The following is a 15,828-nucleotide window of genomic DNA, read 5'->3' as shown; positions in this document are numbered from 1 at the left end:
ACCTTCTTTGTTGTGTTAAAAGAACAATTCAATTCATAAATTAGGAGATGTAAAACATGAATCAAACAGTTAACGTCATCGGGGCCGGACTTGCCGGAAGCGAAGCGGCATGGCAGCTTGCAAAACGGGGGATCAGCGTCCGCCTGTACGAAATGAGGCCCGTCAAGCAGACGCCGGCGCATCACACTGACAAATTTGCAGAACTTGTCTGCAGCAATTCGCTTCGCGCCAATTCTTTAACGAATGCCGTCGGCGTATTAAAGGAAGAAATGCGGATTCTTGATTCGGCGATTATCGCCGCCGCCGATGAATGCTCAGTACCGGCCGGCGGAGCGCTTGCCGTGGACAGACACGAATTTGCCGCAAACGTAACGGATAAAGTGAAGAATCATCCGAATGTGACCGTTATTAATGAAGAGGTGACGTCGATTCCGGAAGGACCGACGATCATCGCGACAGGCCCGCTGACTTCCGAGGCGCTGTCAGAGCAGCTCCGGGAGCTCACCGGCGAAGACTACCTGTATTTTTATGACGCCGCAGCGCCGATTGTCGAAAAGGACAGCCTTGATATGGATAAAGTATATTTAAAATCGCGCTATGATAAAGGCGAAGCCGCCTACCTGAACTGTCCGATGACAGAAGAGGAATTCGACCGGTTCTATGATGCGCTCGTGTCCGCGGAAACCGTTCCGTTGAAAGAGTTTGAAAAAGAGATCTTTTTCGAGGGCTGCATGCCGATTGAAGTGATGGCCAAGCGGGGCAAAAAAACGATGCTTTTCGGACCGATGAAGCCGGTTGGCCTGGAAGATCCGAAAACGGGAAAACGTCCGTACGCTGTCGTTCAGCTCAGACAGGACGATGCCGCAGGCACGCTCTATAACATCGTCGGCTTTCAAACGCACTTGAAATGGGGCGATCAAAAAGAGGTTCTCCGTCTGATTCCGGGGCTGGAACAGGCTGAAATCGTCCGGTACGGCGTCATGCACAGAAATACGTTCATCAACTCGCCGAGCCTTTTAAAACCGACGTATCAGTTTAAAAAGCGGGACGATCTGTTCTTTGCCGGACAAATGACCGGGGTTGAAGGCTATGTCGAGTCAGCGGCATCGGGGCTTGTCGCCGGTATCAATGCGGCGCACCTTGTCATGGGCAAAGAGCCTGTCACGTTTTCAGGTGAGACGGCAATCGGCAGCATGGCCCACTACATTACGGAAACGAACAAGAAGAATTTTCAGCCGATGAATGCGAATTTCGGGCTTTTTAAGGATCTGGGGGTTAAAATTAAAAATAAACAGGAACGAAATGAACAGTACGCTTTGCGCGCCTTGGAAACGATTCGAAATATTGCGAAAACACTATAGTTATTCATTGCATGATCAACTTGTTATGTGATACCATTTAAAAGCCCTTTTCGGCGAGGTGGAGTCATGGCAAATGTTAAGAATTTTTTAACTTTATTCATTGAATATTTACAAATAGAAAAGAATTATTCAAAATATACAATTGTGGGTTATATTTCTTCCATAGAGGAATTTGAATCCTTTTTAAAAGTTCAGGGAATAAAGGGCTTTGAAGACGTCACCTATCCAGATGTAAGGATTTTTTTGACGGAGGCTCATGAAAAAGGGCTCACACGCAGAACGATCAGCAAGAAAATTTCCGCTCTGCGAAGCTTCTATAAATTTTTATTAAGGGAAAAATTGGTTAAAGAAAACCCGTTTCTGCTCGTCAGTCTTCCGAAACAGGACAAAAGAATTCCGAAGTTTTTGTATGAAAAGGAGCTTGAAGGACTGTTTCGTATATCTGATTTGGACACGCCGCTTGGCCAAAGAAACCAAGCGCTGCTGGAACTTCTTTATGCCACAGGCATGCGGGTGAGCGAACTTTGCAGCTTAAAGGAATCCGAAGTCGATCTGTTTTTGGAGACGGTATTGGTTCACGGGAAAGGAAAAAAGCAAAGGTATATTCCATTCGGTTCCTATGCCCGCGAGGCTTTGGATCTATATTTTCAAAATGGAAGGCGCGTCCTCCTTGCAAAAGCAAAGGAGCCCAGCCCTTTTGTCTTTTTAAATCAGAGGGGGGGCCCCTTAACTTCAAGGGGGGTCCGCTATATTTTGGATGAGCTGGTCAAGAAGACTTCGGGTACGTTACATATACATCCGCATATGCTTCGCCACACGTTTGCCACCCATTTATTAAATGAGGGGGCCGATTTGCGGAGCGTACAGGAGCTTTTGGGACATTCAAATCTTTCTTCCACCCAGGTGTATACACATGTATCGAAAGACATGCTCAGAAAGACGTATATGTCTCACCACCCCCGTGCTCAAAAAGGGAAATAAAGGAGGTTCTTTTATGTCATCTTTTCATGCAACAACGATATTTGCCATCCGGCATAACGGAAAATGCGCCATGGCGGGTGACGGCCAGGTCACGTTCGGTCAGGCTGTCGTCATGAAGCATACGGCAAGAAAGGTAAGGAAGCTGTTTAACGGAAAAGTGCTCGCGGGTTTTGCGGGTTCTGTTGCAGACGCTTTCACTCTTTTTGAAATGTTTGAGGCGAAGCTTGAGGAATACAACGGCAATCTCCAGCGGGCGGCTGTGGAGCTTGCGAAGGAGTGGCGAAGCGATAAAATTCTCAGAAAGCTTGAAGCGATGCTGATCGTGATGAATGCCGACAGCCTTCTGCTCGTTTCCGGAACGGGGGAAGTAATCGAACCGGATGACGGCATCCTTGCGATCGGCTCAGGCGGGAACTATGCCCTTGCCGCAGGCCGGGCTCTGAAACGCCATGCCTCAGGCCTGACCGCAAAAGAGATTGCAAAGGCATCACTCGAAACTGCGGGCGAAATCTGTGTGTATACGAACAATCAGATCATTGTAGAAGAACTTGAATAGAAAGGATATGAGGCATATGGAAAAAAAGCCGCTGACGCCGAGACAGATTGTTGAACGGCTTGACCAGTACATCATCGGCCAGCTCGACGCGAAAAAAGCGGTCGCCGTCGCTTTGAGAAACCGCTACAGAAGAAGTCTTCTTGATGAAAAGCTGCGCGAAGAAATCGTTCCGAAGAACATTTTGATGATGGGCCCGACAGGAGTAGGAAAAACCGAAATTGCAAGGCGGATTGCCAAGCTCGTAGGCGCGCCGTTCGTTAAAGTCGAAGCGACGAAATTCACGGAGGTCGGCTATGTCGGCCGTGATGTTGAGTCAATGGTCAGGGATCTTGTCGAAACATCCGTACGCCTAGTCAAAGAGGAAAAAATGAATGAAGTCAAAGGCATCGCCGAGGAAAACGCGAATAAACGGCTCGTGCGCCTGCTTGTTCCCGGAAGAAAAAAACAGGCAGGAGCCAAAAATCCTTTTGAAATGCTGTTTGGCGGAAATCAGGATCAGCAAAACGACGAAGCGGAAAAGCAGGAAGAATCAGATATCGAAAACAAACGGAAGCGTATTGCGCATCAGCTCGCTCTCGGCGAACTTGAGGACCATTACGTCACAGTCGAGGTTGAAGAGCAGCAGCCTTCGATGTTTGATATGCTCCAAGGCTCAGGCATGGAACAGATGGGCATGAACATGCATGATGCCCTCAGCAGTCTGATGCCGAAAAGGAAAAAGCGCCGCAAGCTCACCGTCAGGGAAGCCAGAAAGGTGCTGACGAACGAAGAGGCCGCCAAGCTTATCGATATGGACGAAGCGGCTCAGGAAGCGGTGGCAAGAGCCGAACAATCAGGGATCATCTTCATTGATGAAATCGACAAAATCGCCAAAAAAAGCGGAGCTTCCTCTTCGGCGGATGTGTCAAGGGAAGGCGTACAGCGCGATATTTTGCCGATCGTTGAAGGCTCGACCGTCATGACGAAGTACGGAGCGGTCAAAACAGACCACGTGCTGTTCATTGCGGCGGGTGCATTCCATATGGCAAAGCCGTCTGATTTGATCCCTGAGCTTCAGGGACGTTTTCCGATCCGCGTCGAGCTGAAAAAGCTGAGCATCGATGATTTTGTCAAAATTTTGACCGAACCTGATAACGCGCTTCTGAAACAGTATAAAGCTTTATTAAAGACTGAAGGTATATCTCTTGAATTTTCTGACGATGCTATTCGTAAGATTGCAGAAGTGGCTTATCACGTGAACCAGGACACAGATAATATCGGAGCGCGGAGACTCCATACGATTTTGGAACGGCTATTGGAGGAACTGTCATTTGAGGCTCCGGACGTGATGATGGAACAAGTGGTTATCACGCCGCAGTATGTCGAAGAAAAGCTAGGTTCGATCGCCAAGAATAAGGATTTAAGCCAGTTTATTTTATAAACAATTAAATACGAGTAATTTAGGAGGATCATTTATTATGGCTTTATTACAAAAAACAAGAAAGATTAATGCAATGCTGCAAAATGCGGCAGGGAAGCCGGTTAATTTCAAAGAAATGGCCGAAACGCTTCGCGATGTAATTGATTCGAACATTTTCGTCGTCAGCCGCAGAGGAAAACTTCTCGGCTTCTCTATCAACCAGCAGATCGAAAACGACCGGATGAAAAAAATGCTTGAAGAACGCCAGTTCCCTGAGGATTACACAAAAAGCCTGTTCAACATTCCGGAAACATCATCAAACCTCGACATTAACAGCGAATACACGGCGTTCCCTGTCGAAAACCGCGATCTTTTCCAAGCAGGGTTGACAACGATCGTACCGATCATCGGCGGAGGTGAAAGACTCGGAACATTGATTCTTTCCCGTCTTCAGGAAAAATTTGAAGATGATGATCTGATCCTTGCCGAATATGGCGCAACTGTCGTCGGAATGGAGATTCTCAGAGAGAAAGCCGAAGAAATCGAAGAGGAAGCCCGCAGCAAGGCTGTCGTTCAAATGGCGATCAGTTCATTATCTTACAGCGAGCTTGAAGCGATTGAACATATCTTCGAGGAGCTCGATGGGAACGAAGGCCTGCTCGTTGCAAGTAAAATTGCAGACCGCGTCGGCATTACGCGCTCGGTTATCGTAAATGCGCTGAGAAAACTCGAAAGCGCAGGCGTTATTGAGTCCCGCTCATTAGGGATGAAAGGCACATACATTAAAGTGCTGAACAACAAGTTCCTGATGGAGCTTGAAAAACTAAAGTCTCATTAATCAAAAAGGCTGCAGAACATTTTGTTCTGCAGCCTTTTTTTGTCAACCTTTATAAATTATATTATTGTAATTTTTTGAAACGATAAACTCAATATTATCAGACTTGTGAGCTCGCTAAAAAATATTCTGATATATTTTTTAGTGAGCTCCATTTCATTTGAAAAACATAGTTCTTACAATCTAGGTCAAAAGACCTATCAGTAAAATAGATATATATTACGATTTTTTTTTGCTGTCAGATCATAGACTTTAAGCCTATTATTTCTTACAATAGGCTTATGGTTTTTACAATTCTCGACAAGATTTTAAGACAGATGGAAAAAGATTGGAGGTATTTGGCGGTGGATATATTTTCAGGAACGATTCAAACACTTGAAGGAGCCTTGCAACGAGCGAATGTTAAGCAAAAAGTCATATCCAACAATATCGCCAATGTAGATACACCGAACTACAAGGCGAAAAAAGTATCCTTTAAAAATATGCTGAATGAGGAGTCCTCCCGGATAGATGCAACAAAAACAGACTATAGACATATTGACTTTAAAGGAAGTGATTCGAATTATTCAATCGTGTCGAGCAAACAAACATCATACCAGCAGAATAGAAACAACGTGGACATTGATCAGGAAATGAGCGAAATGGCTGAAAACCAAATTCAGTACCAAGCACTAGTTGAAAGAATCAGCGGAAAATTCAACTCGCTGAAAACAGCGATTACGGGAGGTAAATGATGGGGGTATTTGGTAGCATCAACATCTCGGCTTCTGCCTTAACTGCTCAGCGTGTCCGAATGGACACCGTTTCTTCCAACCTTGCGAACATGGATACAACAAGAGCCAAGAAGGTGAATGGAGAATGGCAGCCCTACAGGCGGAAGCTTGTATCAACTGCTCCGAAAGGCGAGTCCTTCTCATCCGTTCTGGAGTCATCGATGAATGCATCAAGCAGAATCGGTGAAGGGGTCAAAGTAACAAAAATCAGTGAAGATGAAACGCCCTTTAAGCTTGTTTATGATCCGACACACCCTGACGCAAATGAAGACGGCTATGTACAAATGCCGAATGTCGATCCCCTGAAGGAAATGGTCGACTTGATGAGCAGCACGAGATCTTATGAAGCAAATGTCACAGCAATGAATGCAACAAAAGGAATGCTCATGAAAGCATTAGAAATCGGAAAGTAGGGTGATGAACTTATGATCAACGGAATCTCTCCGTTCCAGGTCCAAGTCGCGCAGGCGGGAACAGACGCAACAAATCAGATCAACAACAGTCAGGCAGGTTCCGCAAACCAAACCAGCTTTTCAAATGTGCTGAAAGATTCTATCAATGCTCTGAATCAATCTCAAAATGAATCTGATAAACTGACAAACGCGCTGGCACTCGGTCAGGATGTCAATCTTGACGAAGTCATGATCGCGGCTCAAAAAGCAAACGTGACCTTAACAGCAGCGACAGAATTCCGCAACAAAGCGGTGGAAGCTTATCAGGAAATCATGAGAATGCAAATGTAGGAAAGGAGTCTGAAAGCGAAGAGAATTAGTGTAACTACCGGGGGAGTAAGATGAATCGTACTTTAACGCAAATCAAAACAAAAATAACTGATTTTTGGAATAAAAGATCGAAGCTGCAAAAAATATTAATGATCGGCGGCTTTGCAGCAGCCGTCATCCTTACCATCATCATCGCCATTTTTGCTTCATCAGAGAAGATGGTTCCTCTCTACAAAGACCTGTCTGCTGAAGAGGCAGGACAGATTAAACAAGTGCTTGATGAAAAGGGCGTCTCTTCCGAACTGGCGGATAACGGTACCGTCATCAAGGTTCCTGAAGAGCAGGTCGATTCGCTGAAAGTCGAACTGGCCGCCCAGGGGCTGCCGAAAAGCGGAAGCATTGATTATTCATTCTTCAGCCAAAACGCCAGCTTCGGAATGACGGACAATGAGTTTGACGTATTAAAAGCCGAGGCGACGCAGACGGAACTTTCAAACTTAATCAAAGGCATGGATGGGATCAAGGATGCAAAAGTAATGATCAACATGCCGAAGGATTCCGTTTTTATCGGAGAAGAAAAACCGGAAGCTTCCGCGTCGATCGTTCTGCAGATCAAGCCGGGCTATACGCTGGACAAAGGCCAGATCAACGGCCTTTATCATCTGGTTTCTAAAAGCGTGCCGAATCTTGATCCGAAAAACATCGTCATCATGGATCAAAATTCGAATTACTATGATCAAAACAGCGAGGGCGCCGGAGGTACGGCTGGAGATACATATGCATCGCAGCGCGAGATCAAGACGCAGATCGAAAAAGATCTTCAAAGACAGGTTCAAAGCTTGCTCGGCACGATGATGGGCCAGGATAAAGTCGCGGTATCTGTTACGACAGACATCGACTTTACGCAGGAAAAAAGAAAAGAAGACCTTGTTGAGCCTGTAGACAAGGAAAACATGGCAGGCATCGTCGTAAGCTCGGAAAAAATCAGCGAAACGTACTCTGGTGACGGGGCTAATGCGGGCGGAGTCAACGGCACAGGTGACAAAGACGTCACCAACTATGCCGAAACTGAAGACGGCAATAATAACGGAAATTACGAAAAAAGCGAAGACCGTCTCAATTACGAAGTTAACAAGATTCATAAAGAAATCGCAGAAAGCCCTTATAAAGTCAGAGATTTAGGCATTCAAGTTTTAGTTGAACCGCCTGATCCTAAAAATCCGGCTTCTCTGACGCAGGAACGGCAGGACGATATTAAAAACATTCTTTCTACAATCGTCCGGACATCGATTGACAAATCAGAGAATAATAACCTGTCAGACGAAGACCTTCAAAATAAAATCGTCGTATCCGTCGAACAGTTCGATGGAAAAACAACGGTTGATACGGCAAAGGATACCGGCGGCATTCCGCTTTGGGTTTATATTGCAGGCGGAGCGGTCTTGATCGCGCTGATCGGTTTGATTTTCTGGCTTGTAAGAAGACGCAAAAATGACGACGAGGAATATGAAGAGGAATGGTATGAAACGCCTCAGGAACCGATAAGAGTTGCGGATGTTAACAACGAAAAAGAGACTGAAGAAACCGTCAGACGAAAACAGCTTGAAAAAATGGCGAAAGACAAACCGGAAGAATTCGCAAAATTACTACGCAGCTGGCTGACCGAGGATTAGGAGGAGTTTTGAAATGGCAAAAATGAAACAAGACAAGCTTACAGGCAAGCAAAAAGCGGCCATCCTCATGATATCCTTAGGGCTTGATGTGTCAGCGTCCGTTTACAAACATTTAACCGACGAAGAAATTGAAAGGCTGACGCTTGAAATATCAAATGTCAGATCTGTTTCGCCACAGAAAAAAGACGAAATTATTCAGGAATTTCATGAAACGGCCATCGCCCAGGAGTACATTTCCCAAGGCGGTATCCATTACGCGAAACAAGTCCTGGATAAGGCGCTTGGCGAAGAAAAGGCGTCAAGCATTATCAACAGGCTCACATCATCCTTGCAGGTCAGGCCGTTTGATTTTGCCAGAAAAGCTGATCCTGAACAAATTCTGAACTTTATTCAGCACGAGCATCCGCAGACGATCGCTTTGATCTTATCCTACCTTGATCCTGTGCAGTCCGGACAGATCCTGTCGGAACTGAATCAGGACGTGCAGGCTGAGGTCGCAAGGCGGATCGCCGTCATGGACCGGACATCACCGGAAATCATCAACGAAGTGGAGCAGATTTTGGAGCAGAAGCTTTCATCGACCTTCACTCAGGATTACACGCAGACCGGCGGCATAGAAGCGGTTGTGGAAGTATTAAACGGAGTTGACAGGGGAACGGAAAAAACGATTCTTGATTCCCTGGAAATTCAGGATCCTGAGCTTGCTGACGAAATTAAGAAGAGGATGTTCGTCTTCGAAGATATCGTTACGCTTGACAACCGGGCCATTCAAAGGGTTATCCGCGATGTCGAAAACGACGATCTGCTTCTGTCCTTGAAGGTCGCGAGCGAAGAGGTCAAAGACATCGTCTTCAGCAATATGTCACAGCGTATGGCTGAAACGTTCAAAGAGGAAATGGAATTCATGGGACCTGTCCGTCTGCGCGATGTTGAAGAGGCTCAATCCAGAATCGTAAGCGTCATCCGGAGACTGGAAGAAGCGGGTGAAATCGTAATCGCCAGAGGCGGAGGGGATGATATCATTGTCTAATATCATTAAACAGCGATTATCATCCGTTCCCGATCAAAAAAAGCGAAAGATTTCTTTAAAAGAAATTAAGCTTCCTGAAACGACGGCCGATCTGGCTGCCGAAGAAAGCCCCGAGCTTCTTATTGACAAGGCGCAGCAACAAGCAAAGGAAATTCACGAAAAGGCGAATGTCGAACTCGAACAGATCCGCCGGCAAATCGAACAGGAAAGAAAAGGCTGGGAAGCAGAGCGCGAAGCCCTGATCGAACAGGCGAAAAAAGAAGGTTATGAGGCAGGCTTTGAACTGGGGAAGGCTGAGGCGGAAAAATCTTATCAATCCTATTTGGAAGGTGCAAACGCCATCGTCAGGGCAGCAAGGCAGGATTATGAGCAAAAAATCGAGCAATCTGCCGAAGACATCATTACGCTTGCCGTTTCCCTGGCGAAAAAAGTATGGAATCAAAAGCCTGATGACAAAGAAGCTTTCATCGTCCTTGTCAAACAGGTGCTGTCTGAAATGAAGGAGTTTGACGAGATTTCCATTTATGTGGACCCGGAATATTACATAGAGGTTCAGAGTCATAAAAATGAGCTTGAAGAGATGCTTCAATACGGTGCACACATTGCGATCTACGCAGATGAAAAAGCGGCAAAAGGCACCTGCTATATCGAAACGGCGTTTGGAAGAATCGACGCCGGCATCGACACCCAATTGCAGCAGCTCAAACAAAAGCTGCTCGATGCGCTTGAAACGGCGGGTGAAAGCCGGTGATGTTGGATCAGCTTCTGGAGTGTATTGAAACAGCCGATTCTTATAAACGCTATGGAAAAGTAAAACAGGCCGTCGGATTAATGATTGAATCGAAAGGGCCGGAAAGCTCGATCGGTGATGTCTGCAAAATTTATACAAAAGGAGACAGCCGGAAGGTTATTAAAGCGGAAGTCGTCGGCTTCAAAGACCAAAATATCCTTCTGATGCCGTACCTTGAGGCGTCAAATATCGCCCCGGGCAGCATCGTCGAAGCGACGGGCGAATCATTGAGGATCAAGGTGGGCGCCGGCTTGATCGGCCAGGTTGTCGATGCGTTTGGAAATCCGCTCGACGGCAGCATGCTGCCGAAAGGCTTGACTCCGGTTTCGACGGAGCAGGCCCCGCCAAATCCGATGAAACGGCCGCCAATCAGAGAAAAAATGGAAGTTGGAGTCAGATCGATTGACAGCCTTTTAACCGTCGGAAAAGGGCAGCGTGTCGGCATCTTCGCGGGCAGCGGCGTCGGGAAAAGCACGCTGATGGGAATGATCGCAAGGCAAACTGCAGCAGATCTGAACATCATCGCCCTTGTCGGCGAGCGCGGGCGCGAAGTGCGCGAATTCATCGAAAAAGACCTTGGAAAAGAAGGATTAAAGCGTTCGATCGTCGTTGTCGCAACATCTGACCAGCCGGCTTTGATGAGGCTGAAAGCGGCCTATACGGCGACGGCAATTGCCGAGTACTTTCGGGACAAGGGCCAAAACGTCATGTTTATGATGGATTCGGTGACAAGGGTCGCCATGGCCCAGAGGGAAATCGGGCTGGCGGCGGGAGAACCGCCGACGACGAAAGGTTATACACCTTCAGTGTTCGCTATTTTACCCAGGCTCTTAGAACGAACAGGAACCAATGAAAGCGGCTCGATCACCGCGTTCTATACGGTTCTTGTAGACGGCGACGATATGAACGAACCGATCGCCGATACGGTAAGGGGGATTTTGGACGGGCATATCGTCCTTGACAGACATCTGGCGAATAAAGGCCAGTTTCCGGCGGTCAATATTTTAAAAAGCATCAGCAGGGTTATGGGAAACATTTCTGAAAAAGACCATATCAAGGCGGCAAACCGCTTCAGGGAACTGTTATCAACCTATCAAAACTCAGAGGATTTAATCAACATAGGCGCATATAAAAAAGGATCTTCGAGAGAAATCGATGAGGCGATACAGTTTCATCCAAAGCTGATCAGCTTCCTCAAACAGGAAGTAGATGAGACCGCATCAATGGAAGACAGCATTTCCTTCTTAAAGAGTCTTACAGGAAGAGAGGAATAAGAATGGCCTATTCATTTAAATTTCAAAAGCTTTTGGAGCTTAAGGAAAATGAAAAAGACCAATCATTCGCTGAATATCAGCACTCGGTTTCCGAATTTGAAAAGGTTGCAGAAAAGCTGTATGAAAGCATGAACAAAAAAGAAACGCTCGAAAAAAACAAGGAAATCAAGCTGCAGTCGGGCATGAGCGTTCAGGAAATGAGACATTATCAGCAGTTCGTCACCAATCTTGAAAACACGATTCACCACTATCAAAAACTGGTTATCATGAAAAGAAACGAAATGAACGAAAAACAGCATGACTTGACGGAAAAAAATATCGAGCTCAGAAAGTTTGAAAAAATGAAGGAAAAACAGCTTGAAATGTTCTTAATACGAAACAAAGCAAACGAAATGAAAGAGATGGATGATATATCCATCACCCAATTTATGACTCATGGAAATTAGGAGCAGAACACGATGAGTGAAGAAAAAAAAACCGGTAAATTTCAGACGTTTTTGTTTTTGATTGTCATTCCGTTCATCTTCTTAGCCATTATTGTCTGTGTCGGATTGTGGCTTTCCGGTGTAGGCATTAAAGATGTTGCCTCACATATTCCATTCGTCAAAGAGCTCGTACCGGACGATAAAGAAAAAGCGGCTACAGCGAGCAGGAGTGATAACAGCCAAACCGAAGAGCTTCAAAAAACGATCAAAGAACAAAAAACGAAAATCGAAAACTTGACAAGCGATCTTAAGACAAGCGATGAAGAGATTCAAAGGCTGAATCAAAAAGTCCGCTCGTTCGAAAAACTCGAAAAAGACGCCAAAAAAGACAGCAAGGACAAAGCAGGCAGCAAAGGGGACAGCGACGAGCAGGCGCAAAAAGTCGTGAAAATTTACCAAAGCATGGACAGCGGCAAAGCCGCCAAAATTTTGAGCCAGCTCAATGAAAAAGAAGCTGTCAAGATTCTGAATGAATTAAACAAGCAGAAGATCAGCGAAATCCTTGCCAAAATGGCGCCTGACAAAGCCGCTGCAATAACGGAACAGCTGTCAAAACTAAAAAAATAAATAAGAGGGGGGAAAAAGTTGAAGCTCCTGGATATGATCTCTTTTGACGGAGCGCCGCCGGCGCAAACGTCGGGGAAAAATGGGAAAACGTCAGCAGGAACGCTGTTTCAGAGCGTGCTGCAAAAAGAAAACCTCTCGTTCAGCGGAAACGCTCAGGGCATGCCGCAACATGCGGACAACCTGAATGAACTTTTGCAAAAAATCAAGGATTTGCTGTCGGGAACGTCAGCAGGCGAGTCGGATGATAAGCTGCTCAAAGCTCTTGAGGCGCTCATCGGCCAGGGGGCGAAAGATCAGGAGACGGTGTCATTAGCCGAAGAACTCCTGAAGAAAATCGCAGCGTTGCTGCAGCAGAGCGCTGCGCCGGCCGCTGATCTGGAAGACATGAATCCATCTGAACCGACTGATGAGTCAGACAGGGGTGAGACAAAAGGCCTTGGATCTGACAGAGACGCCCTTGCAGCGATCCAGCACCTTTTATACACGCTCGTTTATGAACAGCAGCCGCTCGAAAAATCGGCACAAATCTCGTACATTTTGGAAAAAGGGCCCGAATTTCTCGAGATGCTGAAGAATAAGGGAGCCGCGCCCGAGCTCATTGATGAGCTGAAGCGTCAAATATTTACAAAAGATCCTGACCAGTCAAAACTGTTATCGATGTCAAAGGCTGAGCTGAAAAGCTTTAAGAGCGTCATCGACCAGATGATGAAAAACACCGCGGACACGGGACAAAAGGAATGGAAGATGGCTGAAAGCGAACTGAAGGCCTTTCTTCTTGGCAAAAAAACGGATGTACAGGTTACAGGCAAACCTTTTTTCGTACTCCCGAAAGACGATCAGCCGAAAGCGGATGAAAAACCGGCGCCTTTCCACCAGCAAAGCTTAGGTGTTCAGCAGAAATCAGAATCATTTCTGCTCAAGGTGAGCCAGGCTGCACCAGCCGGTGATCCGGCACCCTCGCAGTCAAAGGGATTTACGGATCAGATTCTCGGCTCATGGAAGCAGATGAAGTATACGCCGTTCGGGAAATCGACAGGCAGCTTTACGATTCGGCTCAATCCTGAAAATCTGGGATTTATCACCGTGAAACTGATCAAACAGCACGGCATGTTCTCGAGCAAAATCATCGCTTCGACACAGTCGGCGAAAGAGCTTTTGGAACACAATCTCGCTCAGCTCAAACAGGCGCTTCCGAGCATGTCGGTACAGATCGACCGCTTCAGCGTTCCGCTGCAAACCGGAGATCAGCAGCAGTTCGGCCAGCCGGCCGATGATCAAGGAAGACACCAGCAGCCGAAGCAGGACAGCCGAAGCGAACAGGAAGGCGAAGACTTCCATGAATTTTTAGAAGAGCTCATCGAAAGCCGAACCCACGATTACGAGGAGGAGATCTAATGTCTGGAACAACAGCTGCCGCAAGAACCGAAACGACGGCTTTGAATGCAAGTTCGACAAAGACGGCGAAATCAAAAGGCTCCGACTTAGGAAAGGATGACTTTTTGAAGCTGCTGGTAACACAGCTGCAACACCAGGATCCTTTAAATCCGATGGAGGACCGCGAATTCATCGCACAGATGGCAACTTTTTCAAGCCTTGAGCAAATGACGAATTTAAATTCGACGATGTCAACGTTCGTCGGCCTCCAAGATCCGATGTCAATGTACGTCAGCTGGATTGGTAAAGAAGTCACATACGAAGGCGACAATCATGAAGAAAAAACGGCGCTCGTCAAATCAGTGAAAAGCTCAGACGGCCAATATAAGCTCGTTCTCGACAACGGTAATGAAGTGAGCCCATGGAATGTGACCGCGGTCGGCGAAGCTAGCAAATAAAAACAAAGAATACTGGGAGGAATAGTATATGTTACGTTCACTTTATTCAGGAATCAGCGGAATGAAAAACTTTCAGACGAAGCTTGATGTCGTCGCAAACAACATCTCAAACGTCAATACTGCCGGATTTAAGAAAAGCAGGGTCACCTTTAAAGACATCGTCAGCCAGCAGATTTCAGGGGCGTCTGCCTCAACTGCCAACAAGGGATCAGTAAACGGCAAGCAAGTCGGGCTCGGTTCAACGATCGCCTCCATTGATACCGTTCATTCACCTTCTTCGACTGGGACAACAGGAAGAGACTTAGACATCGCGATCACCGGCGACGGCTACTTCCGGGTCGGCACGGGGAACGAAGTCAGCTATACAAGATACGGAAACTTCCAGTTGTCTGATCAAGGCTATTTAACAACAGCAGACGGACTGTTTGTCTTACAGGCTGACGATCAGAAAATTCAAATTCCGATGGATAATGCGAAAAGCTACTCAATTGGACCTGACGGAACGGTGTCATACGTAGATAAGAATACGAACAACAGCGTAAAAGTCGGACAGATCTCACTTGCGACGTTCAGCAATGCGGCGGGTTTAACCAAAACTGGTGACAACCTTTACCGCAAATCATTAAGCTCAGGGACTCCGCAGATCGTCGCACCTGGCGAAGGATCAGCAGGAGCATTGCAAACAGGTGCTCTTGAAATGTCAAACGTCGACCTTTCGGAAGAATTCTCCGAAATGATCATTGCGCAGCGCGGCTTCCAGTCCAATGCGAAAATCATTACAACCTCTGACGAAATCCTTCAGGAGCTCGTCAATCTGAAGCGATAAGGAGGAAGGCGGGCGCCTTTAGTTAAGGCGCCTTCTGTGAAACGATGATCAAGGTTACGCGATTAAACGGACAACCCTTTGTTCTGAACGCATTATTAATCGAACAAATCGAATGTTTCCCAGACACGACGATCACGCTGTCAAACGGAAAAAAATTTGTTGTCAAAGAAGACGAGGATACAGTTGTAGAAAGCATCGTGTCATTCTATCAAAAAATCAACATACTTTCTTGTGACCAAAGAATTGAGGAATCAGAATGAATAAAAAACTTCTAGCAATCATGATGATCATTTTGTTGGCGATCGCCGCACTGGGGACGGCTGCTTTCTTTGTCATTAAAGGAAATGCAAGCGAAAAGGTTGCAAAAAAGGAACCGACGATTGACGAGGTTGTCGAGTCTTCAGTCGCAATCGATGAGATCACGACAAACCTGAAATCAGACAACTACGTCCGCCTTTCGATCAAGCTTGAAACCGATTCGAAAAAAGCGAAGGAAGAGCTTGAAAAACGCGATTTCCAAATCAAAGATACGGTCATTTCCCTGCTCGGAAATATGACGGCTGAACAAATGGATGGAGAAAAGGGAAGAGAAGCCTTTAAAAAGCAGCTCAAAGATAAGCTGAACTCAGAGTATATGAAAGAGGGCAAAGTCAAAAAAGTATACATTACCTCCTTTAATCTGCAGTAGGAAACATATTTGACAGGACCACGGAGGTGAAAAAGA

General features: G+C 46.3%; 19 protein-coding genes. All 19 read left to right on the top strand.

Annotated features, from left to right (window positions below; genetic code table 11):
- The first annotated feature begins 56 nt into the window (after positions 1-56).
- The 19 genes from trmFO (at position 57) to fliL (ending at position 15,792) form a co-directional block, all read left to right on the top strand.
- A complete protein-coding gene (gene trmFO / locus MHB78_RS15070; protein WP_046128971.1) occupies positions 57-1,361 on the top strand; it encodes an FADH(2)-oxidizing methylenetetrahydrofolate--tRNA-(uracil(54)-C(5))-methyltransferase TrmFO in 1,305 nt (434 codons plus the stop codon).
- A gap of 66 nt (positions 1,362-1,427) precedes the next feature.
- Positions 1,428-2,342: a tyrosine recombinase XerC gene (gene xerC, locus MHB78_RS15065; RefSeq protein WP_046128970.1), complete on the top strand. Its 915-nt coding sequence runs from the start codon at positions 1,428-1,430 to the stop codon at positions 2,340-2,342.
- A gap of 13 nt (positions 2,343-2,355) precedes the next feature.
- The gene (gene hslV, locus MHB78_RS15060) at positions 2,356-2,898 is read left to right on the top strand and encodes an ATP-dependent protease subunit HslV (protein WP_046128969.1); all 543 of its coding nucleotides are present in this window, start codon (positions 2,356-2,358) and stop codon (positions 2,896-2,898) included.
- 7 nt (positions 2,899-2,905) lie between these two features.
- The gene (hslU, locus tag MHB78_RS15055) at positions 2,906-4,318 is read left to right on the top strand and encodes an HslU--HslV peptidase ATPase subunit (RefSeq protein ID WP_269081991.1); all 1,413 of its coding nucleotides are present in this window, start codon (positions 2,906-2,908) and stop codon (positions 4,316-4,318) included.
- A 37-nt stretch (positions 4,319-4,355) separates the two neighbouring features.
- The gene (gene codY / locus MHB78_RS15050) at positions 4,356-5,135 is read left to right on the top strand and encodes a GTP-sensing pleiotropic transcriptional regulator CodY (protein WP_006638180.1); all 780 of its coding nucleotides are present in this window, start codon (positions 4,356-4,358) and stop codon (positions 5,133-5,135) included.
- A 341-nt stretch (positions 5,136-5,476) separates the two neighbouring features.
- Positions 5,477-5,866: a flagellar basal body rod protein FlgB gene (flgB, locus tag MHB78_RS15045; protein ID WP_046128967.1), complete on the top strand. Its 390-nt coding sequence runs from the start codon at positions 5,477-5,479 to the stop codon at positions 5,864-5,866.
- A complete protein-coding gene (gene flgC / locus MHB78_RS15040; RefSeq protein ID WP_046128966.1) occupies positions 5,866-6,318 on the top strand; it encodes a flagellar basal body rod protein FlgC in 453 nt (150 codons plus the stop codon). The genes flgB and flgC overlap by 1 nt, the downstream gene beginning before the upstream one ends.
- 12 nt (positions 6,319-6,330) lie before the next feature.
- Positions 6,331-6,648: a flagellar hook-basal body complex protein FliE gene (gene fliE, locus MHB78_RS15035; protein WP_065894398.1), complete on the top strand. Its 318-nt coding sequence runs from the start codon at positions 6,331-6,333 to the stop codon at positions 6,646-6,648.
- A 50-nt stretch (positions 6,649-6,698) separates the two neighbouring features.
- Positions 6,699-8,300 (top strand): flagellar basal-body MS-ring/collar protein FliF, encoded by a 1,602-nt coding sequence (gene fliF / locus MHB78_RS15030; RefSeq protein WP_046128964.1) that lies wholly within the window; start codon positions 6,699-6,701, stop codon positions 8,298-8,300.
- Positions 8,301-8,313: 13 nt separating this feature from the next.
- Complete coding sequence (fliG, locus tag MHB78_RS15025; RefSeq protein ID WP_046128963.1) at positions 8,314-9,330, top strand: flagellar motor switch protein FliG; 1,017 nt, start codon at positions 8,314-8,316, stop codon at positions 9,328-9,330.
- The gene (gene fliH, locus MHB78_RS15020; RefSeq protein WP_052948478.1) at positions 9,314-10,081 is read left to right on the top strand and encodes a flagellar assembly protein FliH; all 768 of its coding nucleotides are present in this window, start codon (positions 9,314-9,316) and stop codon (positions 10,079-10,081) included. Before fliG ends, fliH begins: the two co-directional genes overlap by 17 nt.
- A complete protein-coding gene (gene fliI, locus MHB78_RS15015) occupies positions 10,081-11,394 on the top strand; it encodes a flagellar protein export ATPase FliI (RefSeq protein ID WP_046128961.1) in 1,314 nt (437 codons plus the stop codon). Before fliH ends, fliI begins: the two co-directional genes overlap by 1 nt.
- Before the next feature lie 2 nt (positions 11,395-11,396).
- A complete protein-coding gene (gene fliJ / locus MHB78_RS15010; protein ID WP_046128960.1) occupies positions 11,397-11,840 on the top strand; it encodes a flagellar export protein FliJ in 444 nt (147 codons plus the stop codon).
- A gap of 12 nt (positions 11,841-11,852) precedes the next feature.
- Positions 11,853-12,446, top strand: coding sequence for a MotE family protein (locus MHB78_RS15005; protein ID WP_046128959.1), 594 nt, complete (start codon positions 11,853-11,855; stop codon positions 12,444-12,446).
- Positions 12,447-12,464: 18 nt separating this feature from the next.
- The gene (locus MHB78_RS15000) at positions 12,465-13,841 is read left to right on the top strand and encodes a flagellar hook-length control protein FliK (RefSeq protein ID WP_046128958.1); all 1,377 of its coding nucleotides are present in this window, start codon (positions 12,465-12,467) and stop codon (positions 13,839-13,841) included.
- Complete coding sequence (gene flgD, locus MHB78_RS14995; RefSeq protein ID WP_046128957.1) at positions 13,841-14,278, top strand: flagellar hook assembly protein FlgD; 438 nt, start codon at positions 13,841-13,843, stop codon at positions 14,276-14,278. The genes MHB78_RS15000 and flgD overlap by 1 nt, the downstream gene beginning before the upstream one ends.
- Before the next feature lie 28 nt (positions 14,279-14,306).
- On the top strand, positions 14,307-15,104 hold the full coding sequence (flgG, locus tag MHB78_RS14990; RefSeq protein ID WP_046128956.1) for a flagellar basal body rod protein FlgG: 798 nt from the start codon (positions 14,307-14,309) through the stop codon (positions 15,102-15,104).
- A 44-nt stretch (positions 15,105-15,148) separates the two neighbouring features.
- Positions 15,149-15,364, top strand: a complete 216-nt coding sequence (locus tag MHB78_RS14985; RefSeq protein ID WP_046128955.1) for a flagellar FlbD family protein — start codon at positions 15,149-15,151, stop codon at positions 15,362-15,364.
- Entirely contained in the window at positions 15,361-15,792 is a 432-nt protein-coding gene (gene fliL / locus MHB78_RS14980) for a flagellar basal body-associated protein FliL (protein ID WP_046128954.1), read from the top strand. The genes MHB78_RS14985 and fliL overlap by 4 nt, the downstream gene beginning before the upstream one ends.
- Positions 15,793-15,828: the final 36 nt, after the last annotated feature.

Origin of the sequence: Bacillus sp. FSL K6-0138 (genome assembly GCF_037982765.1) — a bacterium.
GTDB classification, from domain to species: Bacteria; Bacillota; Bacilli; order Bacillales; family Bacillaceae; genus Bacillus; species Bacillus glycinifermentans.
The sequence above is the reverse complement of the archived record's forward strand: the minus strand, read 5'-3'. Positions and strand labels throughout refer to the sequence as shown.

Excerpts from the sequence above, each read along its gene's own strand:
- trmFO (WP_046128971.1), top strand. The coding sequence starts at position 57 with ATGAATCAAACAGTTAACGTCATCGGGGCCGGACTTGCCGGAAGCGAA.
- xerC (WP_046128970.1), top strand. The coding sequence starts at position 1,428 with ATGGCAAATGTTAAGAATTTTTTAACTTTATTCATTGAATATTTACAA.
- hslV (WP_046128969.1), top strand. The coding sequence starts at position 2,356 with ATGTCATCTTTTCATGCAACAACGATATTTGCCATCCGGCATAACGGA.
- hslU (WP_269081991.1), top strand. The coding sequence starts at position 2,906 with ATGAGGCATATGGAAAAAAAGCCGCTGACGCCGAGACAGATTGTTGAA.
- codY (WP_006638180.1), top strand. The coding sequence starts at position 4,356 with ATGGCTTTATTACAAAAAACAAGAAAGATTAATGCAATGCTGCAAAAT.
- flgC (WP_046128966.1), top strand. The coding sequence starts at position 5,866 with ATGGGGGTATTTGGTAGCATCAACATCTCGGCTTCTGCCTTAACTGCT.
- fliE (WP_065894398.1), top strand. The coding sequence starts at position 6,331 with ATGATCAACGGAATCTCTCCGTTCCAGGTCCAAGTCGCGCAGGCGGGA.
- fliF (WP_046128964.1), top strand. The coding sequence starts at position 6,699 with ATGAATCGTACTTTAACGCAAATCAAAACAAAAATAACTGATTTTTGG.
- fliG (WP_046128963.1), top strand. The coding sequence starts at position 8,314 with ATGGCAAAAATGAAACAAGACAAGCTTACAGGCAAGCAAAAAGCGGCC.
- fliH (WP_052948478.1), top strand. The coding sequence starts at position 9,314 with ATGATATCATTGTCTAATATCATTAAACAGCGATTATCATCCGTTCCC.
- fliI (WP_046128961.1), top strand. The coding sequence starts at position 10,081 with ATGTTGGATCAGCTTCTGGAGTGTATTGAAACAGCCGATTCTTATAAA.
- fliJ (WP_046128960.1), top strand. The coding sequence starts at position 11,397 with ATGGCCTATTCATTTAAATTTCAAAAGCTTTTGGAGCTTAAGGAAAAT.
- MHB78_RS15005 (WP_046128959.1), top strand. The coding sequence starts at position 11,853 with ATGAGTGAAGAAAAAAAAACCGGTAAATTTCAGACGTTTTTGTTTTTG.
- flgD (WP_046128957.1), top strand. The coding sequence starts at position 13,841 with ATGTCTGGAACAACAGCTGCCGCAAGAACCGAAACGACGGCTTTGAAT.
- flgG (WP_046128956.1), top strand. The coding sequence starts at position 14,307 with ATGTTACGTTCACTTTATTCAGGAATCAGCGGAATGAAAAACTTTCAG.
- MHB78_RS14985 (WP_046128955.1), top strand. The coding sequence starts at position 15,149 with ATGATCAAGGTTACGCGATTAAACGGACAACCCTTTGTTCTGAACGCA.
- fliL (WP_046128954.1), top strand. The coding sequence starts at position 15,361 with ATGAATAAAAAACTTCTAGCAATCATGATGATCATTTTGTTGGCGATC.